Origin of the sequence: Pseudomonas sp. KnCO4 (assembly GCF_045344305.1) — a bacterium.
GTDB lineage: Bacteria > Pseudomonadota > Gammaproteobacteria > Pseudomonadales > Pseudomonadaceae > Aquipseudomonas > Aquipseudomonas anuradhapurensis.
Genome location: NZ_CP174199.1, coordinates 1,083,880 through 1,108,255 on the forward strand (window position 1 = coordinate 1,083,880; position 24,376 = coordinate 1,108,255).

At 64.8% G+C, this 24,376-nt stretch carries 19 protein-coding genes; 12 read left to right on the top strand and 7 right to left on the bottom strand.

From position 1 onward, the window contains the following. Positions 1-133: 133 nt before the first annotated feature. The 4 genes from leuA to ACJA3S_RS05095 all read right to left on the bottom strand — a co-directional run bounded on the left by leuA (position 134) and on the right by ACJA3S_RS05095 (position 5,465). Positions 134-1,807: a 2-isopropylmalate synthase gene (gene leuA, locus ACJA3S_RS05080; RefSeq protein WP_406821038.1), complete on the bottom strand. Its 1,674-nt coding sequence runs from the start codon at positions 1,805-1,807 to the stop codon at positions 134-136. A 432-nt stretch (positions 1,808-2,239) separates the two neighbouring features. After that, positions 2,240-3,067, bottom strand: coding sequence for a peptidoglycan DD-metalloendopeptidase family protein (locus tag ACJA3S_RS05085; RefSeq protein ID WP_406821039.1), 828 nt, complete (start codon positions 3,065-3,067; stop codon positions 2,240-2,242). 3 nt (positions 3,068-3,070) lie between these two features. Then, complete coding sequence (gene xseA / locus ACJA3S_RS05090; protein WP_406821040.1) at positions 3,071-4,450, bottom strand: exodeoxyribonuclease VII large subunit; 1,380 nt, start codon at positions 4,448-4,450, stop codon at positions 3,071-3,073. A 136-nt stretch (positions 4,451-4,586) separates the two neighbouring features. Beyond that, positions 4,587-5,465, bottom strand: a complete 879-nt coding sequence (locus ACJA3S_RS05095; RefSeq protein ID WP_406821041.1) for a LysR family transcriptional regulator — start codon at positions 5,463-5,465, stop codon at positions 4,587-4,589. A gap of 97 nt (positions 5,466-5,562) precedes the next feature. On the opposite strand from ACJA3S_RS05095, the gene ACJA3S_RS05100 reads away from it, so the two are divergent. From ACJA3S_RS05100 to guaA, 4 genes are all read left to right on the top strand, one after another. Further along, positions 5,563-6,318, top strand: coding sequence for a TSUP family transporter (locus ACJA3S_RS05100; protein ID WP_406821042.1), 756 nt, complete (start codon positions 5,563-5,565; stop codon positions 6,316-6,318). A gap of 50 nt (positions 6,319-6,368) precedes the next feature. After that, a complete protein-coding gene (locus ACJA3S_RS05105) occupies positions 6,369-6,926 on the top strand; it encodes a sugar ABC transporter ATPase (protein WP_406821043.1) in 558 nt (185 codons plus the stop codon). A gap of 86 nt (positions 6,927-7,012) precedes the next feature. Continuing rightward, positions 7,013-8,482, top strand: a complete 1,470-nt coding sequence (gene guaB / locus ACJA3S_RS05110) for an IMP dehydrogenase (RefSeq protein WP_085624113.1) — start codon at positions 7,013-7,015, stop codon at positions 8,480-8,482. A 78-nt stretch (positions 8,483-8,560) separates the two neighbouring features. After that, a complete protein-coding gene (gene guaA / locus ACJA3S_RS05115) occupies positions 8,561-10,138 on the top strand; it encodes a glutamine-hydrolyzing GMP synthase (protein ID WP_406821044.1) in 1,578 nt (525 codons plus the stop codon). 125 nt (positions 10,139-10,263) lie between these two features. Here the strand turns inward: guaA and ACJA3S_RS05120 are convergent, their stop codons facing one another. Continuing rightward, positions 10,264-11,274: an aldo/keto reductase gene (locus ACJA3S_RS05120; protein ID WP_406821045.1), complete on the bottom strand. Its 1,011-nt coding sequence runs from the start codon at positions 11,272-11,274 to the stop codon at positions 10,264-10,266. Between the two features lie 102 nt (positions 11,275-11,376). Here ACJA3S_RS05120 and ACJA3S_RS05125 point away from each other — a divergent pair, with 102 nt between their 5' ends. Continuing rightward, positions 11,377-12,258, top strand: coding sequence for a LysR family transcriptional regulator (locus ACJA3S_RS05125; protein ID WP_406821046.1), 882 nt, complete (start codon positions 11,377-11,379; stop codon positions 12,256-12,258). 47 nt (positions 12,259-12,305) lie between these two features. Here the strand turns inward: ACJA3S_RS05125 and ACJA3S_RS05130 are convergent, their stop codons facing one another. Then, positions 12,306-13,250, bottom strand: a complete 945-nt coding sequence (locus ACJA3S_RS05130; protein ID WP_406821047.1) for a helix-turn-helix transcriptional regulator — start codon at positions 13,248-13,250, stop codon at positions 12,306-12,308. A gap of 176 nt (positions 13,251-13,426) precedes the next feature. Here ACJA3S_RS05130 and ACJA3S_RS05135 point away from each other — a divergent pair, with 176 nt between their 5' ends. The 6 genes from ACJA3S_RS05135 (at position 13,427) to tadA (ending at position 18,648) form a co-directional block, all read left to right on the top strand. Then, positions 13,427-13,873, top strand: a complete 447-nt coding sequence (locus ACJA3S_RS05135) for a hypothetical protein (RefSeq protein ID WP_170028473.1) — start codon at positions 13,427-13,429, stop codon at positions 13,871-13,873. Next, positions 13,870-14,535 (top strand): hypothetical protein, encoded by a 666-nt coding sequence (locus tag ACJA3S_RS05140; protein ID WP_325166789.1) that lies wholly within the window; start codon positions 13,870-13,872, stop codon positions 14,533-14,535. The genes ACJA3S_RS05135 and ACJA3S_RS05140 overlap by 4 nt, the downstream gene beginning before the upstream one ends. After that, a complete protein-coding gene (locus ACJA3S_RS05145) occupies positions 14,528-15,193 on the top strand; it encodes a hypothetical protein (RefSeq protein ID WP_406821048.1) in 666 nt (221 codons plus the stop codon). The genes ACJA3S_RS05140 and ACJA3S_RS05145 overlap by 8 nt, the downstream gene beginning before the upstream one ends. A 31-nt stretch (positions 15,194-15,224) precedes the next feature. Continuing rightward, positions 15,225-16,697, top strand: a complete 1,473-nt coding sequence (locus tag ACJA3S_RS05150) for a M48 family metallopeptidase (RefSeq protein ID WP_406822207.1) — start codon at positions 15,225-15,227, stop codon at positions 16,695-16,697. 89 nt (positions 16,698-16,786) lie between these two features. After that, on the top strand, positions 16,787-18,169 hold the full coding sequence (locus ACJA3S_RS05155; RefSeq protein WP_186686085.1) for a multicopper oxidase family protein: 1,383 nt from the start codon (positions 16,787-16,789) through the stop codon (positions 18,167-18,169). After that, entirely contained in the window at positions 18,169-18,648 is a 480-nt protein-coding gene (gene tadA / locus ACJA3S_RS05160) for a tRNA adenosine(34) deaminase TadA (protein WP_170028477.1), read from the top strand. The genes ACJA3S_RS05155 and tadA overlap by 1 nt, the downstream gene beginning before the upstream one ends. Before the next feature lie 91 nt (positions 18,649-18,739). Here the strand turns inward: tadA and mltF are convergent, their stop codons facing one another. After that, entirely contained in the window at positions 18,740-20,197 is a 1,458-nt protein-coding gene (gene mltF, locus ACJA3S_RS05165) for a membrane-bound lytic murein transglycosylase MltF (protein WP_406821049.1), read from the bottom strand. Positions 20,198-20,476: 279 nt separating this feature from the next. On the opposite strand from mltF, the gene purL reads away from it, so the two are divergent. After that, positions 20,477-24,376: a phosphoribosylformylglycinamidine synthase gene (purL, locus tag ACJA3S_RS05170; protein ID WP_406821050.1), complete on the top strand. Its 3,900-nt coding sequence runs from the start codon at positions 20,477-20,479 to the stop codon at positions 24,374-24,376.

The following is a 24,376-nucleotide window of genomic DNA, read 5'->3' on the forward strand; positions in this document are numbered from 1 at the left end:
CACAAGTATCGCGCTGCTCTCAGGTGCCGTGCAGTACCTGTGGGAGCGGGCGAGCCCGCGAAAGGGCCGGCACAGGCCAACAAAAAAAGCCCGCATCAAAGGATGCGGGCTTTCTTGTCTATCAGGGCAAGCCTCAGGCGGCCTTGGCTTCCTGCTGGCTCAGCGAGCGGTTCAGTGCGCTGAACAGCGCCTTGAAGCTGGCGGTGGTGATGTTTTCATCGATACCCACGCCATGCACCGGACGACCGCCGGCTACGCGCAGCTCGATGTAGGCGGCAGCCTTGGCATTGGTGCCTGCGCCAATCGCGTGTTCGTTGTAGTCCATGATCTCGACGGCAATCGGCAGGCCGGCCACCAGGGCTTCCAGCGCGCCGTTACCCTTGCCGCGCCAGTGCAGGGTGGTCTCGCCTTCGCCGGCGACTTCCACTTCCACGGCGCTGTGGCCGTTTTCTTCCTGCAGGCGGTGGCTGACCAGCGCGTACGGCGCGTTGGCCTGGAGGTATTCCTTGTGCAGCAGGTTGTAGATCTGCTGGGCAGTCATTTCCAGGCCCAGGCGGTCGGTTTCACCCTGCACCACCTGGCTGAACTCGATCTGCATGCGGCGCGGCAGGCTGATGCCGTATTCCTGCTCGAGCAGGTAGGTGATGCCGCCTTTGCCCGACTGGCTGTTGACGCGGATCACCGCTTCATAGCTGCGGCCGATGTCGGCCGGGTCGATCGGCAGGTACGGTACTTCCCACAGCGCGCCTTCCTGTTGCTTGGCGAAGCCCTTGCGGATGGCATCCTGGTGCGAGCCGGAGAAGGCGGTGTGAACCAGGTCGCCCACGTACGGGTGACGCGGGTGCACCGGCAACTGGTTGCACTCTTCGACCACCTTGCGCACGCCATCGATGTCGGAGAAGTCCAGCAGCGGGTCGATGCCCTGGGTATAGAGGTTCAACGCCAGGGTCACCAGGTCCACGTTGCCGGTACGTTCGCCGTTGCCGAACAGGCAGCCTTCGGCGCGGTCGGCGCCGGCCATCAGGCCCAGCTCGGTGGCGGCGATGCCGGTGCCACGGTCGTTGTGGCAGTGCAGGCTGATGATCACGCTGTCGCGGCGGTTGATGTTGCGGCAGAACCACTCGATCTGGTCGGCGTACACGTTCGGTGTGGAGACTTCCACGGTGGCCGGCAGGTTGAGGATGATCTTGTGCTCAGGCGTGGGGTTCCAGACCTCGATGACCGCGTCGCAGACTTCCTTGGCGAACTCCATTTCGGTGGCGCTGAAGGTTTCTGGCGAGTACTGGAAGGTCCACTGGGTTTCTGGCTGCTGCGCGGCGTATTTGACGAACAGCTTGGCCGCGTTCACCGCGATGTCCTTGACGCCTTGCTTGTCCTGGTTGAAGACGATGCGGCGGAACGAAGGGCTGGTGGCGTTGTACAGGTGGACGATGGCCTTCTTCGCGCCGCGCAGCGACTCGAAGGTGCGGGCGATCAGGTCCTCACGGGCCTGGGTGAGCACCTGGATGGTGGTGTCGTCCGGAATGTGGCCGTCTTCGATCAGCGTGCGTACGAAGTCGAAATCGGTTTGCGAGGCAGACGGGAACGAGGCTTCGATTTCCTTCACGCCTACCTGCACCAGGGTCTTCCAGAAGCGCAGTTTCTTCTCCGAATCCATCGGCTCGATCAGCGACTGGTTGCCATCACGCAGGTCGGAGCTGCACCAGATCGGCGCGGCGGTGATGGTCTTCGACGGCCAGGTACGGTCAGGCAGGTCGATGGTCGGGAAAGCACGGTATTTCTTCGAAGGGTCTTTGAGCATGGTCATGGAAGCAATCCTTTTGTGTGCGGCCGAGATCGGGCCTGCCGAGCGATAACGAGATGAATAGGCGAGGCGACGCGATTCAGCCTGGTAGTCGGGCGCTGACCAGGCAGAGGCTGCGATGTTGTCGGAGCAGGATGAGGGTGCTGAAGGTTTTCATGCCTTCAACCCTAACCAGTGGGGTGGGGGATGGCAAGCGTTCAGCAAAAATTGAGAGGAATGCTTAAAAAAAGCTGTTGGGCGAGATTTTATAGCGTGATTTGGCTGAGTGCTTATTTATCTTTGCGTGGTATTTTTCGATGGCGCAACACGGGTGAACTGATGTCGACTGTGTTGGCCTCTTCGCGGGCGCGCCCGCTCCCATAGGTACGATGCAGCCTCAAGATGCAGCGCAATACCTGTGGGAGCGGGCATGCCCGCGAAGCAGACACCGCGGTCTCAGGGCTGGAACGCGCCAATGAAAATGGCTGGATCCACCCGCGCATCGTTCAGGCTGACATTCCAGTGCATGTGCGGCCCGGTAGCCCGCCCGGTCGAGCCCACCCGGCCGACCACGTCACCCCGGCGCAGCTGCTGGCCCACCTGCACATCGATCTTGGACATGTGGCAGAACATGCTGATGAAGCCCTGCCCGTGGTCGACGAACACCGTGCGGCCATTGAAGAAGTAATCGCCCACCAGGATCACCTTGCCATTGGCCGGGGTCTTGATCGGCGTGCCGGCCGGCACCGCGAAGTCCAGCCCGGCATGCGGGTTGCGTTCTTCGCCATTGAAGAAGCGCCGCACGCCGAACTTGCTCGACAGTGGGCCATTGACCGGTTTGTCGAGGATCAGGTTGCTCGGCAGGGCTGGACTGAAGCTGCGGTAGGCCGCGATCTGCTCGGCCAGTTCGCGGTCGATGCGCTTGAGGTCGGCCGGGTTCGGGTTGACCTGGCGGGTGTTCTTCAAGGTGATGCGCTGTTCAGGGTATTTCTTCGCGGCGACGGTGAACGGCAGGGTGCGGTCGCCCTGGCTCAGCAGCGCAGTACCCGGCTTCTGGGTCAGCGGGATACCGACGATGGCCAGCCAGTTGTCCTGCTCCTTCACCACCAGCACCGGCTTGCCGTCGAAGCGGGCGCTCGGCGCACTGGCGGCGGGGCCGAGGTCGACCACTGCAACGCCGCCGGGTACCGGCTTGTTCAGCGTGCGGGTGATATAGCTGGCCTGGGCGCCGCCGGCCAGCAGCAGGAGGGAAAGGGCAAGCAGGGGCGCGAGCAGGCGAGGCATGTGTCAGTCCAGGAGTGAGAGGGTGACCGGGGTCAGGTGGTTGTCTTCGACCCGCACCAACAGCTCGCCTTCGTTCAGGCGCGCGGTCAGGCGCTGGCCATTGCGGGTTTGTGCGGCGCTGCGGATAGCCTGGCCCTGCTCGTCCAGCAGAATGCTGTAGCCGCGGGCAAGCGTGGCCAAGGGGCTGACCACCTGCAGCGTCTGCAGTTGGGCCTGGAAGCGCTGACGACGATCCTTGAGCACCTCGCGCATGGCCCGTGGCAGGCGTTCGGCCAGGCTGTCCAGGCGCTGGCCCAGCAGTTTCAGGGTGCGCCCGGGGTGCTGCGCAGCCAGGCGGGTATCCAGCCGTGCCAGGCGTTCGTGGCACTTGTTGAGGCTGAGCATGAATGCCCGGCGCAGACGCATGTCCAGGTCATCCAGGCGCTGCGCCTGCTGGCGCAGGCGCTCGCCCGGGTGACGCAAGCGCCGGGTCAGCGATTCGAGGCGCAGGCGGTCGTGGCTCAAGCGATTCTGCATGCGCAGTAACAGGCGCCGTTGCAGGCCATCCAGGCGTTGCTGCAGGCCGCTGCTGTCGGGCGCCAGCAGCTCGGCGGCGGCCGACGGCGTGGGCGCGCGCACGTCGGCGACGAAATCGCTGATCGAGACATCGGTTTCATGGCCCACGGCGCTGACGATCGGCGTGACGCAGGCCGCCACGGCGCGCGCCACGGCTTCTTCGTTGAAGCACCACAAGTCTTCCAGCGAGCCGCCACCCCGGGCCAGGATCAGCGCATCGAAACCGAGGCTGTCGGCCAGGCGGATGGCGCGCACGATCTGGACAATCGCTTCGCGACCCTGCACGGCGGTGGGGATCAGGTTCAGTTCCACTTGCGGGGCGCGGCGGCCGAACACGCTGATGATGTCGCGGATCACTGCGCCGGTGGGCGAGGTGATGATGCCGATGCGCTGCGGGTGGGCGGGCAGCGGTCGCTTGCGTTCGGCGCTGAACAGCCCTTCGGCGCCGAGCTTTTCCTTCAGCGCCTCGAAGGCCAGGCGCAAGGCGCCGTCACCGGCCGGCTCGACGGTATCGAGGATCAGTTGGTAATCGCCACGCCCCTCCAACAACGACACCTTGCCACGTACCCGCACCGCCAGCCCATCGCGCAGGGCCTGGCGCACCCGCGTGGCGTTTTGCCGGAACAGCGCGCAGCGCACTTGCGCGCCGCTGTCCTTGAGGGTGAAGTACATGTGGCCGGACGCCGGGCGGGCGAGGTTGGAAATCTCGCCTTCCACCCACACGCTGCGGAACACGTCTTCCAGCAGCACGCGAGCGCGGCCGTTGAGTTGGCTGACGGTGAGGACCTCGCGGTCCAGACCGAGTCGTTCGAAAGGGTCTCTGATCATGCCGGGCATCATAAAGGACATCGGCCCCGGTTGTCTGTCCCGGCCCTATCGCCGGCAAGCCGGCTCCTACCGCTATCGCGCTGGCTTGGGCGCCATGCTGTCGCTGTGGCGGCCGGCTTGCCGGCGATGGGGCCGTTCAGGCTTGCATCGCCGTCACGAACTGGCACACCAGCGGCCCTGCATCACGCCGGCAGGCCAGCGCCACGGTACTCTCACATTCCCCCGCCAGGGCCACGAAACTGACCGAAGCCGGTGCAATCTCACGCATGCATTCCGGCAACAACGCCACGCCGAAACCCGCCTGTATCAGCTGCAACTGCGTGGTCTTGCGCGACAGCACCTGCGCCGCCTGCGGAAAGAAACCTGCCGCCATGCACAACGAGGCCGCCAGGTAGCTCAGCCCGCCACGGTCCCGATGCGGGATGGAAATGAAGCGCTCCTCGCGCAACTGCTCCAGCTGCACCTGTGCTGCGCCGGCCAGCGGATGCCCGGCAGCGACCGCCAGCAGCAGCGGCTCACTGAACAGCTCCTGCAGCATTACCCCTTCATGCTGGCGCAGTACTGGCAAGCGCAGCAGGCCAACGTCCAGCCGCCCCGCGGCGATATCCTCCAGCTGCGCCTCCGACGATTGCTGGGCGATCTCCAGCGAAATGCCCGGGTTGCCGCTCAGGTAGCTGCCCAGGCGAGCCAGCAGCAGGCCGCTCAGCGGCACGGTACTGGAGTGATTCAGGCGCAGGCTGCCTTGCCGCCCTTCGCCAATGTCGCGGGTTACCCGTTCGGCCTGCGCCAGTTCCGCCAGCAGCCGGCGCGCCCGTTCCAGGAACGCCTGGCCAGCCAATGTCAGGCGTGGCAGGCGTGCCGTGCGCTCGAACAGCGGAGTGCCCAGTTGCTGTTCCAGCTCCTTGATCTGCCGGCTCAGTGCCGACTGGGCGATGTACAGCCGCTCGGCCGCGGCGCTGAAGCTGCCGCATTCGGCGATTTCCACGAAGTAACGCAACTGGCGGATTGACGTCATGTCATGCCTTTTCGAGATGGCTGTGGTGATAAAGGCATATTAGTCGGCATGGCTCCTGGCTGACTAATCTTTGCCTGTCTTCTCTGGAACCGCTGCCATGCTCGCGCAACTGTCGTTTTCCGGCCTCGACTGGCTACCCATCCTGCTGGGTGTAGGCGCCGCCTACATCGTGTTCGGCATTGCCGGGTTCGGCACCGCGCTGGTGGCTGGGCCGATCCTCATTCACTTCATGCCGTTGTCGCGGATCATCCCGTTGCTGGTGCTGCTCGACTTCGTCGCGGCCTTCGGCAACCTGCTGCCCTCGCGCCGCGACGTGGTGCGCGGCGAGCTGCTGCGGTTGCTGCCGTTCATGGCCCTCGGTTGCACGCTGGGCGTGGTGTTCCTGTTGCAGTTGAAGTCCGACCTGCTACTGCTGCTGATGGGGCTGTTCGTGACCGCCTACGCGCTGTACGGGCTGGCAGTGAAGGTGCGACCGGCCAGCCTGTCCGGCCTGTGGGCGGCACCGATGGGCACGGCGGGCGGAATGTTCGGCGCCTTGTTCGGCAGCGGCGGCTTCCTTTACGCGCTGTACCTGAGTGCGCGGCTGGAAGCGAAGGAACAGGTCCGCGCCACCCAGAGCGCGCTGATCAGCTGTAGTACGGTGGTGCGCCTGACGCTGTTCCTGGTCGCCGGCGTGTATGCCGACCAGAGCCTGTTGCTGCTTGCTGCCTGCCTGCTGCCGGTGATGGGCGCCGGGCTCTGGGCCGGGCGCAGGTTGACCCACCGCCTGTCCCGTGAAGCCTTCGTGCGCCTGGTCACCTGGCTGGTGCTGGCCAGCGGCCTGGCGTTGATCGGTCGCTACCTGAGTACCTGAGCAGGCGGTAGAATTGCAGCACAACCGCAGTTTTCAGGCTTGCCCCGTTCATGAACACCCAGAGCATCATCGTTCCCAAGTTGTCCACGGTCCCGGTGCACGAAGCCCGGGCTCGCGCCATCCTGCGCTGGCTGGTGCGCGAAAAGGTCGTCGAGGAGCAACTGACCACCTGTGGTCGCACCGGCAACCGCATGGGCCATGCCTTGGCCGAAGGTGCCCGCAAAGTGGCCCTGCACCCGGAGCGACTGCCCTTCGGCGAGCCGGTCAACGGCCTGGAAGTGATGCTCAAGCGCTGCATCTATACGCCCACCGAAGGTTTCCTCGAAGAAGCCGGTTGCCCGGAGTGCCGCCGCGAGGTGGGTGAGCCGCTGTTCGAAAGCCTGGAGGAATGGATGCCGGCGGTGAGCGACAACTTCACCTGCCCGCTGTGCGGCTTCGAAGACGACATCAACGGCTTCATTTTTTTGCAGCCATGTGCCTTTTCCAACCTGGGGTTCATCTTCAACAACTGGGGCGAGGCCGGGTTCACCCCGGCCTTTCTCGACAGCTTCGCCGACTGGCTCGACCAGCCGGTGGCGGTGGTACAGGTAAAACTGCCACAAGGCTGACCGAAGGCCCTTATTTTGCATTGAGCGGCGCGCCGTGCATGAGTATAATGGCGCGCTTCCATTTTTCCCGCCCGGGAGCCCCCGCGATGCTGCGTATCAGCCAAGAAGCCCTGACCTTCGACGATATTCTCCTTGTACCTGGCTATTCCGAGGTACTGCCCAATGAAGTCAGTCTCAAGACCCGTTTGACCCGTGGCATCGAGCTGAACATTCCGCTGGTTTCCGCCGCCATGGATACCGTGACCGAAGCGCGCCTGGCCATTGCCATGGCCCAGGAAGGCGGTATCGGCATCATCCACAAGAACATGACCATCGAACAGCAGGCCAGCGAAGTGCGCAAGGTCAAGAAGTTCGAGGCTGGCGTGGTCAAGGACCCGATCACCATCGACGCCGACGCCACCGTGCGCGACCTGTTCGACCTCACCCGCCTGAACAACATCTCTGGTGTTCCGGTGCTGGCCAATGGCGACCTGGTCGGTATCGTCACCTCCCGTGACGTGCGCTTCGAAAGCCGCCTGGACGCCAAGGTGCGCGACGTGATGACCCCGAAAGAGCGTCTGGTCACTGTCCGCGAAGGCGCCGACAAGAACGAAGTCCGCGAGCTGCTGCACAAGCACCGCCTGGAAAAAGTCCTGATCGTCGACGACAAGTTCAACCTCAAGGGCATGATGACCGTCAAGGACATCGAAAAGGCCAAGGCCTACCCGCTGGCCAGCAAGGACGACCAGGGTCGCCTGCGCGTCGGCGCCGCCGTCGGTACCGGCAAGGACACCGGCGAGCGCGTTGCCGCCCTGGTTGCCGCTGGCGTTGACGTGGTGGTTGTCGACACCGCCCACGGTCACTCCAAAGGCGTTATCGACCGCGTTCGCTGGGTGAAGGAGAACTACCCGCAAGTGCAGGTGATCGGCGGCAACATCGCCACCGGCGCTGCGGCCAAGGCCCTGGCCGAAGCCGGCGCCGATGCCGTCAAGGTCGGTATCGGCCCAGGCTCGATCTGCACCACCCGTATCGTTGCCGGTGTCGGCGTGCCGCAAATCAGCGCCATCGCCAACGTTGCCGCAGCACTGGAAGGCACTGGCGTGCCGCTGATCGCCGATGGTGGCATCCGTTTCTCCGGTGACCTCTCCAAGGCCATCGTCGCCGGTGCTTCCTGCGTGATGATGGGTTCGATGTTCGCCGGTACCGAAGAGGCCCCGGGTGAAGTCGAACTGTTCCAGGGCCGTTCCTACAAGGCCTATCGCGGCATGGGCTCGCTGGGTGCCATGGCACAGGCGCAAGGCTCGTCCGACCGCTACTTCCAGGACTCCTCGGCCGGTGCCGAGAAGCTGGTACCGGAAGGCATCGAAGGCCGCGTTCCCTACAAGGGCGCGCTGGCAGCGATCATCCACCAGCTGATGGGCGGCCTGCGTTCGTCCATGGGCTACACCGGCAGCGCGACCATCGAAGAGATGCGCACCAAGCCGGAGTTCGTGCGTATCACCGGTGCCGGCATGGCCGAGTCCCACGTGCATGACGTGCAGATCACCAAAGAAGCCCCTAACTACCGCGTAGGCTGAGGCTTCCGGCAATACCTGTTAGCGGGGCTGTCACGACAGCCCCGCGTCGTTTCCGATTTCCACTGACGAGATTGAGTCATGGCCCTCGACATTCACGCTCACCGCATCCTGATCCTCGATTTCGGTTCCCAGTACACCCAGCTGATCGCCCGCCGCGTGCGCGAGATCGGCGTGTACTGCGAACTGCACCCGTTCGACATGGACGATGAAGCGATCCGTGCATTCAACCCGCGCGGCATCATCCTCGCCGGCGGCCCCGAGTCGGTCCACGAAGCCAACAGCCCACGTGCCCCGCAGGCCGTGTTCGACCTCAACGTCCCGGTGCTGGGCATCTGCTACGGCATGCAGACCATGGCCGAGCAGATGGGCGGCAAGGTCGAAGGTTCCGACCTGCGTGAATTCGGTTATGCCCGCGTGGATGTGGTCGGCAAGAGCCGCCTGCTCGATGGCATCGAAGACCACATCGACGCCGACGGCCTGCTGGGCCTGGACGTGTGGATGAGCCACGGCGACAAGGTCACCCAGATGCCGAGCGACTTCCACGTGCTGGCCAGCACCCCGAGCTGCCCGATCGCCGGCATGTTCGACGACGCGCGTGGCTACTACGGCGTGCAGTTCCACCCGGAAGTGACCCACACCAAGCAGGGCGGTCGCATCCTGTCCCGTTTCGTGCAGGACATCTGCGGCTGCGAAGCCCTGTGGACGCCTTCCAACATCGTCGAAGACGCCATTGCCCAGGTACGTGAGCAAGTCGGTTCGGCCAACGTCCTGCTGGGCCTGTCCGGCGGTGTCGACAGCTCGGTGGTTGCCGCACTGCTGCACCGTGCCATCGGCGACCAGCTGACCTGCGTATTCGTCGACAACGGCCTGCTGCGCCTGCACGAAGGCGACCAGGTAATGGCCATGTTCAAGGAGAACATGGGCGTCAAGGTGATCCGCGCCGACGCTGAAAAGCAGTTCCTCGACAACCTGGCCGGCGAAGCCGACCCGGAGAAGAAGCGCAAGATCATCGGCCGCACCTTCATCGACGTGTTCGACGCCGAAGCCAGCAAGCTGGAAAACATCCAGTTCCTGGCCCAGGGCACCATCTACCCGGACGTGATCGAGTCGGCTGGCGCCAAGAGCGGCAAGGCCCACGTGATCAAGTCGCACCACAACGTGGGTGGCCTGCCGGAGGAAATGAACCTCAAGCTGGTCGAGCCACTGCGTGAACTGTTTAAGGACGAAGTGCGCAAGATCGGCCTGGAGCTGGGCCTGCCGTACGACATGGTCTACCGCCACCCGTTCCCGGGCCCGGGCCTGGGCGTGCGTATCCTCGGTGAAGTGAAGAAGGAATACGCCGACCTGCTGCGTCGCGCTGACCACATCTTCATCGAAGAGCTGCGCAAGGCTGACTGGTACCACAAGACCAGCCAGGCCTTCGTGGTGTTCCAGCCGGTCAAGTCGGTGGGTGTGGTCGGCGATGGCCGTCGCTACGCCTGGGTCGTGGCCCTGCGTGCCGTCGAAACCGTGGACTTCATGACCGCGCGCTGGGCGCACCTGCCATACGAGCTGCTGGAAACCGTCAGCGGCCGTATCATCAACGAAATCGAAGGGATCTCGCGCGTTACCTACGACGTGTCGAGCAAGCCGCCAGCGACCATCGAGTGGGAGTGATCCCGCGACTGGTATAAGCCGGTAGCAAGTGGCAGGAAACACCCGAAAGCCCGCATAATCGCGGGCTTTCGGCTTTTTCAACGTGTCGGGGCCATCCTCAGCAAAACGGCCCCGGCAATAGTCGCTCAGGAAGCCGCCTCGGGCACGTTGGTACCCATGCCCTCGGGCAGCAGCGGTGCGATCTCAGCCAACTCTTCTGCGCTCAGCCGCAAGTCCGCCGCGCCAAGCAGCCCGTCGACCTGCGCTGGCCGACGCGCTCCGACAATGGCACCAGTGACCATTGGCTGCCGCAGCACCCAGGCGATCGCCACCGCCGCAGGCGTCAGCCCGTGGCGTGCGCCGATGCGGCGCAAGCCTTCCACCAGCGCAAGGTTGCTGGTCAGGCGCGGCTCCTGAAAGTCTGGGCTGCGGGTCTTGCGCCAGTCGTCATCCGCCAGGCGGGCGATGCGTTCACGGGTCATCGCGCCGGTCAGCAGGCCCGATTGCAAAGTGGAATAGGCGATGACGCCGATGCCCGCTTGCCCGCAGAATGGCAGGATTTCTGCCTCGACCTCGCGCATCAACGCCGAATAAGGTGGTTGTAACGCGGCGATCGCTGTTATCGCCTGGGCGCGCTTGAGCTGGGGCACATCGAAATTGGATACGCCGATGGCGCGAATTTTCCCTTGTTCGCGCGCCTTGGCCAGCACCGTCAGCGCCTCCTCGATACCAGTGTCCGGGCCGCCCGGCGGAAAGGCCGGCCAGTGAAGCTGGTACAGGTCGATGGTTTCAACCTGCAGGCGGCGCAGGCTGTCCTCGATCTCCCGGGCCAGCGAATCCGTAGCTAGCGAGTGCGAAATCTGCCGCGTGGCAGGGTCCCATACCAGGCTGCCTTTGGTGAATACCAGGGGGCGGCGCGAAGCCGGCACGCGGCGCAGCAACTGGCCGACGAGTTCTTCGGCGTGGCCCAGGCCGTAGACGGCGGCGGTGTCGATCCAGTTCACGCCTCGGTCCACTGCGTATTCCAGCGCCGCCAGGCTATCGCTATCGTCCTGCGCGCCCCAGCCGAATTCCCACCCCGGCCCGGCGATGGCCCAGGTACCCAGGCCGATGGGCGAAATCGTGAAGTCAGCATTACCGAGTCGTCGTTGCTGCATGGTCGAACCTTTCGATCAGTGAGAAAGCGCCAGTGTCTCGCCGCAGACAGTCGCTGATAAGCCGAGTTATGCTTGATGAACTACTGAGCAGAATTCATCTATATGGCCTTCGATCTGCACGAACTGGACGCCTTCGCTGCGGTGGCGCGGCATCGCAGCTTTCGCAAGGCTGCCGCCGAGCGCGGGGTATCCGCCTCGACCCTTAGCCACGCCCTGCGAGGGCTGGAAGAACGCTTGGGCGTGCGCCTGCTGCACCGCACCACGCGCAGCGTGACGCCGACCGAAGCGGGCCAGCGCTTGCTGGCACGGTTGGTCCCGGCCTTGCATGAAGTGGTCGACGCGTTGGCTGATGTGACTGCGCTGCAGGCCGAGCCCGCCGGCACGCTGCGGCTGAACGTGCCGCGCCCGGCGGCGCGGTTGGTACTGGCGCCACTGCTGAGCGGCTTCGTGAGCAAATACCCGCGGGTGCAGGTGGAAGTCGTGACGGATGATGCCCTGGCCGATATCGTCGGCGATGGCTTCGATGCGGGTGTCCGCTTCGGCGAGAGTCTGGCCGGTGACATGGTTGCGGTACCCATCGGCCCGCCGCAGCGCTTCGTCTGTGTAGCCGCGCCGTGCTACCTGGCCGCTCGCGGCGTGCCGCAAACGCCACGTGAATTGCCCGGCCACGCCTGTATCGGCCGGCGCTTTCCCAGTGGCCAGCGCTACGCCTGGGAGTTCCTCGCCGATGGTGAACCATTGGCCATCGAAGTCAGCGGCCCGCTGGTGTTTGACGACGACATACCGATGCTCCAGGCTGCGCGCGATGGCGTGGGCATTGCCTACGTGTATGAGGCGATGGTGCACGATGACCTGAGCGCAGGCCAGCTGGTGACGGTGCTCGATGCCTGGGCTGCGCCGCCGGGCCGGTTCTTCCTCTATTACTCCGGCAGGCGACACCTGCCGGCGGCGCTGCGCACGCTGGTGGATTTTACTCGGGCATGACCGGGCCGCCGGCTTTTCGCCTGTGCTACCCCATGGTCATTCAAACCCTACTCGGCCCCGGGCGTATGCCCGAAATACGCCTTGTAGGCATGGCAGAAGTTGGCCGGGTTGGCATAACCGACGTGATAGGCAATTTGCGAGACCTGCCAGCGACGTTCCAGCAGCAGGGCACGGGCCAGTTCCAGGCGCTGTTGCCGCACGTATTGCAGGATCGAGCGGCCATATTCCTGGCTGAACGCGCGGCGCAAGGTGGTCTCGCTCACGCCCAGCTGGCGGGCAAGGGTTGCAGCTGTAGGCGTGGCGCTCAGGTTGGCATCGAGCTGGCGGCGCGCTTCGATGGCCAGGTCGCGCCACCCCCGGTCCCGGGGTTTTCCGCTGAACCGGTGGCCGATGAGCTGGTTGGCCAGCTCCAGCACGATGGCCAGGCTCAGGCTTTCGCAATGCAGGCGCCGGAGTCCGCCCGTGTAGGGTGACAGGTACAGCTGCTGAAACAGGCGGCTCACCGTTGGCCACTGCGGCAACTGGTCGAAGCGCATGCCATCGGCGAACAGCGCCAGCAGCGGCTTCAACTGCACGTCGTCGCGGACCAGTTCGAGCAGGTAATCACCAGCAAGACGGACCCCGGCCATGCGGGCGTGGCTGTGGGCGGGTAGCTGGTCCTGCGCTTCCAGGCTTTCACCCAGGCCCAGCATGTGCAACCGGCCAGGGGCATAGCTGTTGAGCTGGCCGTCGATCCTGTGCTGCCACGCGCCGTCGAATACCTGCACGAAACACAGGCTTTGTGGCAGCACCTTGTCGATCCTCAGCGGTTCGGGGAACTGCAGGTTGCAGTCGAAGTACTGCAACCCGCCGTGCACCGTCTGCGCCTGATAATGGCCGGTCGCACTGCCCATCACCCGCGCGCTGCGCGCATCCAGCACCCCGGCCTCGGCAAGTGAGCCGGGGCTGTCGAAGGAAAAGGCGGTGTCGAGGTAAGGGCTGATCGATCGCATGTGCGCTTCGCATCCTTGGCTGAGGGCGGCATGGCCGCAAATGGTAACGCGTGCACATATTCAGCAACAGCCATTGTGCGCAAGGCGTTGTCTGTTGTGCGAACCGGTCAGCGGGGTTGGCAGCGCGGACAGGGCTTATTTCAATGTGCGTTTGTTTCAATTCAGGATGAAAAAACATGCTCGCTTATCGCAAATTTGCAGCCCTGCTGGTGGCTTCGCTCACCCTGTGGCTGGGCCAGGCTCACGCTGAACAACGGCCGCAAGTGGCCGACCAGGTGGTGGCTTACACGGGCGCGCAAGGGGCCAAGGTATGGACGCTGCGCATTGGTGAACGCGCCGCCAACGAGGCGCTGGTGCAGGTTGAAGGCGTCGACCACGACTGGAACATGCGCATTCAGAAAATGCAGGTGGAGAAGACCAGCCGGGATACCCGTTATTCCACCACCGTGGATGGCAAGAAATTCGTCGTGCTGATCGTCCAGGGCAGCTGGGGTGGCGAACTCTACCTGCCGGGCGAGGCGCAAGCGCTGCAAGTCGGCTATTCGCAAGAGCTGTCGCAGCAGGGTAATGCGCAGGCCTTTCTTACCGATTACCTGGCGGCACAGAACCAGGAGGGGCAATGACCATGGGCGAATTCACCGACCCGATGTCTGACCTGTCCGGTTCGCTCGGCCAGGACTACGAGCATAGCCGTGCCGCCCAGCGCGACCGGGTGATCGCCGAGCTCAAGCAAGTGATCGAGCGCGTGCCCGAGCAGAGCGAGTTCACCAACTCCCGACGTTACCGGGTGTGGGGGCCGATACTGTTGCTGGGGGCCCTGATTATCACGGCGGTCACCTTCAACCCGGAGCGCTTGGGGGCGGTGGCAGCGGGGGTCTTCATCACCCTGATTGCTGCAGCGGTAACCTGGCAACACCGCAATGCCGGTACTCAGGTATTCATGCGCCTGACCCGCCGCCAGTTGTTCGTCGATACGCTGGATGCGCCGGTAGACCTGGCGGAAGTGGAAGATGTTTCGGTCAAGGATGAAGGGCTGGTCACGGTGCAGACGCTGGAGATGAGCAGCGAAGCCGCCCTGCCGAAGCATCATGTGGTGAAACTGCAGTTCTTCGGCAACCAGGCCATGGTGCTGAAAAAACCGCGACCGCAGATCCGCATCATGTCTGCAGGCCTGGCCAGCAACGGGCGCAAGCTGGACAACGAGGAAGTGCTTGCGGTGCTGGCGGCCTATCGCGATGCGGCACATGCACAACGGCAACTGGAGCTGCTGCAGGCTGATGGATAACGACGAACGCGAAGCTCACCTGGCGTACCTACAGGCGCAGGCCGACGGCCCCAGCGACAGCTTCGAACTGCTGGAACACTCGCTCGGCAAGGCGCTGGCCTGTGCGGTGATTGGCCTGTTGCTCGGCGGACTGGGGGCCTGGCTGATGGCCCTGGCGGTGCAGTTCAGTGCCAATGCCAGCCGCGCTGCCATCTGGCTGCTGGCTGGTTTCGGCCTCGCCCTGGCCGGCGCCGCAGTGGCGGCGCTGGCCTGTGCCGCCGTGCTACACCGTCGGCACGGCAAGCGGGTGCTGAGCGTGACGCCCGATACGCTGTGCTTTGCCAACGCACAGGCACCGACGCCCCTGCATGACTTTGACGGCTTCGAGGTCGAGCAGGGTTATTTCACCACCCGCCTGATCTTTACCGTGTCGGCGTTCAGCCACGCGCCAGCCCTGGCGCCGGCCTGTTTCAAGGCACTGGCCTCGCCTGACGCAGTGACCTTCGCAGGCGGCTTGCGGGTCAGGCTGTGGCTGTGCACGCCCGTGGTGGGCGGGCGTCGCCTGAGCCTGCAGGAACTGGTGGATCTGCTTTACGCCTATGTGCAGGCGGCCCAGGCCAGGCGGAGCTTGGCGCAGCTGTTTCCGGGCGTGGCGCGCCTGGGCGAAACGGCCCGATGAGCCGGGTCGGGACTAGCGGCGTGTGCTGGCGATGAGGCGCCTGGGTTGGGGCCTGGCCCTGCTGTTGCTGCCACTGGCGCTGTTCGGCTGGGGGCAGCTGCAACATTGGCGCGCCGACACGGCGCAGGAGCAGGCACGGATCATCCGCCAATGGCTGGCTGCACCCAGCGATGCCTTGCTGCAAAGCCTGCCTTGGGCCGCGCGCAAGCAGCTCAACGGGCGCCTCGACAAGCGCGAAGCGCTGCAGGCACAGTTGGCCGTGCTCGACGCCGACCGTCACTGGCTGGGCCTGCGCAAATGGATGGCCAGCCTCAGCGGCTGGTTGGCACTGGGAGCTTTGCTCACCGGAGTTGGCGCCTGGCTCAGGCTGAGGATCGACGCCTGGCGAGCGCTGCGCTCGGCGCAGTACCTGCACGGCCGCATGAGCGCCAACTGGCTGGTGCTGGGCCGTTGGCTGAGTGCCTACCTGGGCCTGCTCGCGGGCTCGCTGAGCCTGGCATTGCTCTATGAGACCAGCCTCGGGCTGAGCCATGCCGCGCAGGGCGGCCTGACCGTTCTGATCGTGGTGCTGCCGCTGACGTCTGTGCTCTTCGTCTGCATGCGCACCCTCTGGCGCTTGCGCCAACAGTGGCCGGGCATGGGCGCGCCGAGTGCGAGCTTTCTGGGCCGGCAGCTCCACAGGCAGGCGGCGCCGGCGCTGTGGCGCTGGGTCGAGGGCCTGGCTGCGCAACTGCATGCGCCTGTGCCCGACCATATCGTGGTCGGGCTTGACCAAGGCTTTTTCGTTACCAGCGTGCCTGTCGTGCTGCAGCCCAGCGGCAGCCAGCTCAGCGGGCGGACCCTGTATCTGCCGCTGCCTTGCCTGGCGGCCATGAGCCAGGTCGAGGCGGCAGCGCTGATCGGCCATGAGCTGGGCCATTTCCGTCGCCGTGACACCGAGCGAGGCAGTGAGATCAGCGCGCGTTTCAGCCTGATGTGCGCGCATTATCAGGCCATGCTTGGCGCCGACAGCACCCCGCCTTGGGCGGTGCGCCCGATCCTGTGGATGGCCGGGCAGTTCCTGCATCACTTCCAGGTCGCGGTGCACCATTGGGGGCGGGCGCAGGAATTGCTGGCCGACCGGGCGGGTGCCGAGGTCGCTGGGCCGAAGCTGTTCATCCAGGCGCTGCTGCGGGCGATTGCCCTGGGCAGGGTGATCGATGGGTTACTGCATGTTCGCGGTGGCGAAGGCCTGCCGCAGGCGTTGGCGTTGCACTTGCAACGCACCCCGCTGCAACTGGGTGAAGAGGCGCTGGCGCTGACCATTACCCATCCGTTCGATACCCACCCCGACACCGCCACGCGCTTGCAGAACCTGAACGTCCTGCTCGACCCGCAATTGCTGCAGGCGGCCTTGCGCACGCCGTCCAGCGATGACCAGCGGTGGTTCAACGAGCTTTGCCTGGCCCCTGACGGCAGTGCCGATGGCAAGGCTGCGGGCGGTGTTGCCAGAGACTTCACTTAATCTTTCCCATTTGCAGGTGTATCGTATTCGCCCTTCATCGCCAGCCATGCTGGCAGCTTGATTGCGCAGAACATGAGGTACCCGCACCGATGTCCTTCACCCGTCGACAAATGCTCAAAGGCCTGACCGGCCTGGTTGTGGTTGGCCTGGGCGCCGGTGGCGCGGCGCGTTACTGGCTGGGCCGGGTCGAGGACGACAATGCCGGGCATGATTACGAATTGATCGCCGCGCCGCTGGATGTCGAGCTGGTACCGGGGTTCAAGACCGAGGCCTGGGCGTTTGGCCCCTCGGCCCCGGGCACCGAGCTGCGCGTGCGCCAGGGTACCTGGCTGCGGGTGCGCTTCATCAACCACCTGCCGGTGGAAACCACCATCCATTGGCACGGCATTCGCCTGCCGCTGGAAATGGACGGCGTGCCTTATGTGTCGCAGCTGCCAGTCAAGCCGGGCGAGTACTTCGACTACAAGTTCCGCGTGCCGGATGCCGGCAGCTACTGGTACCACCCGCATGTCAGCAGCTCCGAGGAGCTGGGGCGCGGCCTGGTCGGCCCGCTGATCGTCGAGGAACGCGAACCCACCGGGTTCCGCCATGAGCGCACCCTGAGCCTGAAGAACTGGCATGTGGACGAGCAGGGCGCCTGGCTGCCGTTCAGCATCCCCCGCGAGGCCGCGCGCAACGGCACCGCCGGGCGCTTGATCACCATCAATGGCCAGGCCGATTCAGTCACCGAGCTGCCAGCCGGGCAAGTGGTCCGTGTGCGCCTGTTGAACCTGGACAACACCTGGACCTACCGCATCAACCTCAAGGGCAATTGCGAGGCAATGATCTATGCCCTGGACGGCAACCCGGTGACGCCACGGCCGCTGGACGACGACTACTGGCTTGGCCCAGGCATGCGAATCTGCCTGGCCATCCGCATTCCCCAGGCAGGCGAGGAGATCTCCCTGCGTGACGGCTTTGTCCGCCTGGGCACGCTGCGTTCGCTGCCCAGCAGCGATGCGCCAAGCGACTGGCCGCCGGCGCTGCCGCCCAACCCGATTGCCGAACCGGATCTGGAGAACGCCGAAAAGCTCAACTTCAATTTCGAATGGGCGGCCAAGGTTTCTGTCAGCACAGACCAGGACAAACCCTCGAGCATGTGGCAGATCAACGGCCAGGCCTGGGACATCACCGACAAGACGTGCGCCGACCGGCCGATCGCCACGTTGAAGAAGGGCAAGAGCTACATCTTCGAGCTGAAGAACATGACCCAGTACCAGCACCCGATCCACCTGCATGGCATGAGTTTCAAGGTGATTGCCTCGAACCGCCACGACATCAAGGAGCCGTGGTTCACCGACACCTACCTGCTGGGCCGTAACGAGCGCGCGCAGGTGGCGCTGGTGGCGGATAACCCGGGCACCTGGATGTTCCACTGCCACGTCATCGACCACATGGAAACCGGCCTGATGGCCGCGATCGCGGTGGTCTGATGCGCCCGCAGATCATCGACCGCAGTCGCGATCAGGAATTCATGCGCCTGGCCCTGGCCCTGGCCGCCGAGGGCGCGGCCCTGGGCGAAGTGCCGGTGGGCGCGGTACTGGTACAGCATGGCCAGGTGATCGGCCAGGGTTTCAACCGGCCGATCATCGACAGTGACCCCAGCGCGCATGCCGAGATGGTGGCGATCCGGGCGGCGGCCAGGTCGGCGAGCAATTACCGCCTGCCTGGCAGCACCCTGTACGTGACCCTGGAACCCTGCAGCATGTGTGCAGGACTGATCGTGCATTCGCGGGTCATGCGTGTGGTGTATGGTGCGCTGGAACCCAAGGCGGGGATCGTGCAGAGCCAGGGGCAGTTCTTCGGGCAGGGTTTTCTCAACCACCGGGTGATGGTGGAGGGCGGGGTGCTGGCCGAGGAGTGCGGGCAGATCCTGACGGAGTTCTTCAGGGCGCGCCGGGCCAAGGGCTGACTTGCACCGGCCGCTACAGGAATACCACTTCGTTGAGGCCTGTGGCTGCACCTGTGGGAGCGGGCACGCCCGCGAAAAGACCAGTACAGGCCTACATCGGCGGTGACTGTTCCGCCGGCTTGTCCTTGTTCACCCCCGGCACATGCAGGTTGCCCTCGGCCATCTGGCCTTCGAGCTGCGGCTGGGTCACCCAGGTGAGAATGTCGTAGTAACGGCGGATGTTGGCCACGAAATGCACCGGTTCGCCGCCCCGGGCATAGCCGTACTTGGTCTGCCGATACCACTGCTTCTGCGACAGGCGTGGCAGCATCTTCTTCACGTCCAGCCACTTGTTCGGGTTGAGCTTCTCGCGCTTGGCCAGGGTGCGCGCGTCTTCCAGGTGGCCGGTGCCGACGTTGTAGGCGGCCAGGGCGAACCAGGTGCGGTCCGGCTCCTGGATGCTGTCGTCGAGCTCTTCCTTGATCTTCATGAAGTACTTGGCGCCACCCTGGATGCTCTGCTTCGGGTCCAGGCGGTTGGACACACCCATCGCCTGGGCGGTGCGCTGGGTCAGCATCATCAGGCCGCGTACGCCGGTCTTGGAGGTGACTTCCGGCTGCCACATCGACTCCTGGTAGCCGATGGCCGCGAGCAGGCGCCAGTCAACCTGCTCGACCTTGGCGTAGCTCTTGAAATGCTTCTCATACTTGGGCAGGCGCTGCTGCAGGTGCTGGGCGAAGGTGTAGGCGCCGACATAGCCCAGTACGTCGACATGGCCGTAGTAGCGGTCCTTCAGGCGCTGCAGGGTGCCGTTCTTCTGCGCCTTGTCGAGGAATTCGTTGATTTCGTTGAGCAGGCTGTTGTCTTCGCCGGCGGCGACTGCCCAGCGCTGGTCGCGGGTATCGCCCAGGTCGAAGGCCACCCGCACGTTGGGGAAGTACACCTGGTTCATCGCCAGCTCGTTGGAGTCGACCAGGGTCAGATCGATTTGCCCTTCGTCGACCATGCGCAGCAGGTCGACCACCTCGACGGCGTCGGACTCTTCGTATTCCAGGGCCGGATACTGCTTTTTCAGCTCGGCCAGCTGGTCGGCATGGCTGCTGCCCTTGAGCACCATGATTTTCTTGCCGATCAGGCCGTTGGCGTCGGTAGGGCGGGGGCGGCCGTTGCGGTAGATGACCTGGGGCGTCACTTCCAGGTAAGGGTGGGAATACTTGACCTGGGCCTTGCGCCGTTCGCTGCTGACCAGGCCGGCCGCCGCCAGCACCGGGCCGGAGGGCTTGCCGAGGGCGTCGTACAGCTCGTCGAGGTTGTCGGCGGTCTCGATCTGCAGCTTCACGCCGAGATCGTCGGCGAAGTGCTGGACCAGCTCGTACTCGAAGCCGGTTTCGCCGTTGCGGTCCTGGAAGTAGGTGGCCGGGCTGTTGCGGGTGATCACGCGCAGCACGCCATCCTCCTTCACGCGCTCGAGGGTGCTGGGTTTTTCAACGCAGGCACCGAGCAGCAGAAAGAGTCCGGTTGCGAAAAGCCATCTGGCGCAACGCTGGCGCAAAGCAGTGTGGGCGAACATAGGTTGCAGTATACGCAAAGGACTGGCCCAACCATATCTCGACAACTGTTAGCTTGTCTGGTAGCGGGTTGTGTGGTTGGGGGGATTGCGTCAAGGCCGCCAGGCGCTCGGTCTCACAGGCACGGAATGCGTTGAGGCGAATACCCTCCCCCAGAAATCTGACCCCGAAGTCCGGTTCCACCGCCCGGCAGTCGTGGCTTAGAGCGGGTGCCGAAACCCTTCGAATTAGGCTAGAATGCACGGCCTCTAAGCACACCCCTTCCTGAGGCTGTCCCGACGATGTTGATCCTGCGCGGCGCTCCTGCCCTTTCTGCCTTTCGCCACGGTAAATTACTCGAGCAACTGAGCCAGAAAGTCCCCGCTGTTACTGGTTTGTATGCCGAATTCGCCCACTTCGCCGATGTCGACGGCGAGCTGACCGCCGACCAGCAGCAGGTGCTGGGCCGTCTGCTCAAGTACGGCCCGAGCGTGCCGGTACAGGAGCCGAGCGGCCGCCTGTTCCTGGTCGTGCCGCGCCTGGGCACCATTTCGCCGTGGGCCAGCAAGGCCAGCGACATCGCCCACAACTGCGGCCTGCAGGCCATCCAGCGCCTGGAGCGCGGTATTGCCTACTACGTCGCCGGCGACCTGAGCGCCACCGATGCCGAGCTGATCGCTGCCGAACTGCACGACCGCATGACCCAGCGCGTGCTCGGCCAGCTGGAGCAGGCCGCGGATATGTTCAGCCACGCCCAGCCCAAGCCGATGACCTCGGTGGATATCCTGGCCGGCGGCCGTGACGCCCTGGCCAAGGCCAACATCGACCTGGGCCTGGCCCTGGCCGAAGACGAGATCGACTACCTGGTCAACGCCTTCCAGGGCCTCAAGCGCAACCCGAACGACATCGAACTGATGATGTTCGCCCAGGCCAACTCCGAGCACTGCCGCCACAAGATCTTCAACGCCAGTTGGGACATCGACGGCCAGGCCCAGGAAAAAAGCCTGTTCGGCATGATCAAGAACACCTACCAGATGCACAGCGAAGGCGTGCTGTCTGCGTACAAGGACAACGCCTCGGTGATCGTCGGCAACGTGGCCGGCCGTTTCTTCCCGAACCCTGAAACCCGCCAGTACGGCGCGGTGCAGGAGCCGGTGCACATCCTGATGAAGGTGGAAACCCACAACCACCCGACCGCCATCGCGCCGTTCTCCGGTGCGTCCACCGGCTCGGGCGGCGAAATCCGCGACGAAGGCGCCACCGGCCGTGGTGCCAAGCCCAAGGCTGGCCTCACCGGTTTCACCGTGTCCAACCTGCGCATCCCGGGCTTCGAACAGCCGTGGGAGCAGAACTACGGCAAGCCCGGCCGCATTGTCGATGCCCTCGACATCATGGTCGAAGGCCCGCTGGGTGGCGCCGCGTTCAACAACGAATTCGGTCGCCCGGCCCTGACCGGCTACTTCCGTACCTTCGAGCAGGCCATCAACACCCCGCGCGGTGAAGAAGTACGCGGCTACCACAAGCCGATCATGCTCGCCGGCGGCATGGGCAACATTCGTGAAGACCACGTACAGAAGGGCGAGATCACCGTCGGCGCCAAGCTGATCGTGCTCGGTGGCCCGGCCATGCTGATCGGCCTGGGCGGCGGTGCCGCTTCGTCGGTGGCCACCGGTGCCAGCTCGGCCGATCTGGACTTCGCTTCGGTACAGCGCGAAAACCCTGAAATGGAACGCCGCTGCCAGGAGGTCATCGACCGTTGCTGGCAGCTGGGCGACAAGAACCCGATCGCCTTCATCCATGACGTTGGCGCTGGCGGTATCTCCAACGCCTTCCCCGAGCTGGTCAACGACGGTGGCCGTGGTGGCCGCTTCGAACTGCGCAACGTGCCCAATGACGAGCCGGGCATGGCCCCGCACGAAATCTGGAGCAACGAGTCGCAGGAACGTTACGTGCTGGCCGTCAGCGCCGAGGACTTCGAGCGCTTCCAGGCCATCTGCGAGCGCGAGCGCTGCCCGTTCGCGGTAGTCGGCGAAGCCACTGCAGAGCCGCACCTGACCGTTACCGACAGCCACTTCGGCAACACCCCGGTGGACATGCCGCTGGACGTGCTGCTGGGCAAGCCGCCGCGCATGCACCGTTCGGTTACCCGCGAAGCCGAGCTGGGCGATGATTTCGACCCGAGCCAGCTGGACCTGGACAATGCCGTACAGCGCGTGCTCAGCCACCCGGCCGTGGCCAGCAAGAGCTTCCTGATCACCATCGGCGACCGCACCATCACCGGCCTGGTGGCCCGCGACCAGATGGTCGGCCCGTGGCAGGTACCGGTGGCCGACTGCGCCGTCACCGCCACCAGCTTCGACGTCTACACCGGTGAAGCCATGGCCATGGGCGAACGTACCCCGCTGGCCCTGCTGGACGCCCCGGCGTCGGGCCGCATGGCCATCGGCGAGGTGCTGACCAACCTGGCCGGCGCGCGTATCGAAAAACTCTCCGACATCAAGCTGTCGGCCAACTGGATGTCCGCTGCCGGCCACCCTGGTGAAGATGCCCGCCTGTACGACACCGTCAAGGCTGTCGGCATGGAGCTGTGCCCGGAGCTGGGCCTGACCATTCCGGTCGGCAAGGACTCCATGTCGATGAAGACCAAGTGGAGCGAGGACGGTGTCGAGAAGAGCGTCACCGCGCCGATGTCGCTGATCGTCAGCGGCTTCGCCCCGGTGGTCGACATCCGCAGCACCCTGACCCCGCAACTGCGCATGGACAAGGGCGAGACCGACCTGATCCTGATCGACCTGGGCCGCGGCAAGAACCGCATGGGCGCCTCGATCCTGGCCCAGACCTACGGCAAGCTCGGCGCCGAGGCTCCGGACGTCGACGATGCCGAAGACCTGAAGGCGTTCTTCGCCGTGATCCAGGGCCTGAACGCCGACGGTCACCTGCTGGCCTACCACGACCGTTCCGATGGTGGCCTGATCACCACCGTGCTGGAAATGGCCTTCGCCGGCCACTGCGGCCTCGACCTGCACCTGGACCCGCTGACCGACAGCAAGGCCGACGTGGCGGCCATCCTCTTCAACGAAGAGCTGGGCGCGGTCATCCAGGTTCGCCAGGATGCCACCCCGGACGTGCTGGCACAGTTCAGCGCCGCTGGCCTGGGCGAAGAATGCGTTGCCGTGATCGGCAAGCCGGTGAACAACGGTGAAGTGTCCATCAGCCTGAACGGCGAAGTGCTGTTCGACGACGACCGCCGCATGCTGCAGCGCCAGTGGGCTGAAACCAGCTACCAGATCCAGCGCCTGCGCGACAACGCCGACTGCGCCGACCAGGAATTCGACCTGCTGCTCGAGGAAGACAACCCGGGCCTGTCGGTGAAACTGGGCTTCGACGTCAACGAAGACATCGCCGCACCGTACATCAAGAAAGGCATTCGCCCGCAAGTGGCGATCCTGCGCGAGCAGGGCGTCAACGGCCAGGTCGAGATGGCTGCCGCCTTCGACCGCGCCGGTTTCGCTGCCATCGACGTGCACATGAGCGACATCCTCGCTGGCCGTGTCGACTTCGAAGCGTTCAAGGGCCTGGTCGCCTGCGGCGGCTTCTCCTACGGCGACGTGCTGGGTGCCGGTGAAGGCTGGGCCAAGTCGGCGCTGTTCAACAGCCGCGCCCGCGACGCCTTCCAGGCCTTCTTCGCGCGCACCGACAGCTTCGCCCTGGGCGTGTGCAACGGTTGCCAGATGATGTCCAACCTGCACGAGCTGATCCCGGGCACCGAGCACTGGCCGCACTTCGTGCGCAACCGCTCGGAGCAGTTCGAGGCGCGCGTGGCCATGGTCGAGGTGCAGAAGTCCAACTCGATCTTCCTGCAGGGCATGGCCGGTTCGCGCATGCCGATCGCCATCGCCCACGGTGAAGGCCATGCCGAATTCGCCAGCGAAGAGGCATTGCTGGCTGCGGACCTGTCCGGCTGCGTGGCCCTGCGCTACGTCGACAACCACGGCAAGGTCACCGAAGCCTACCCGGCCAACCCGAACGGCTCGCCGCGAGGTATCACCGGCCTGACCAGCCGCGACGGCCGCGTGACCATCATGATGCCGCACCCGGAGCGGGTGTTCCGCGCCGTGCAGAACTCCTGGCGCCCGGACGAGTGGCAGGAAGATGCCGCGCTGATGCGCATGTTCCGTAATGCCCGGGTGTGGGTGAACTAA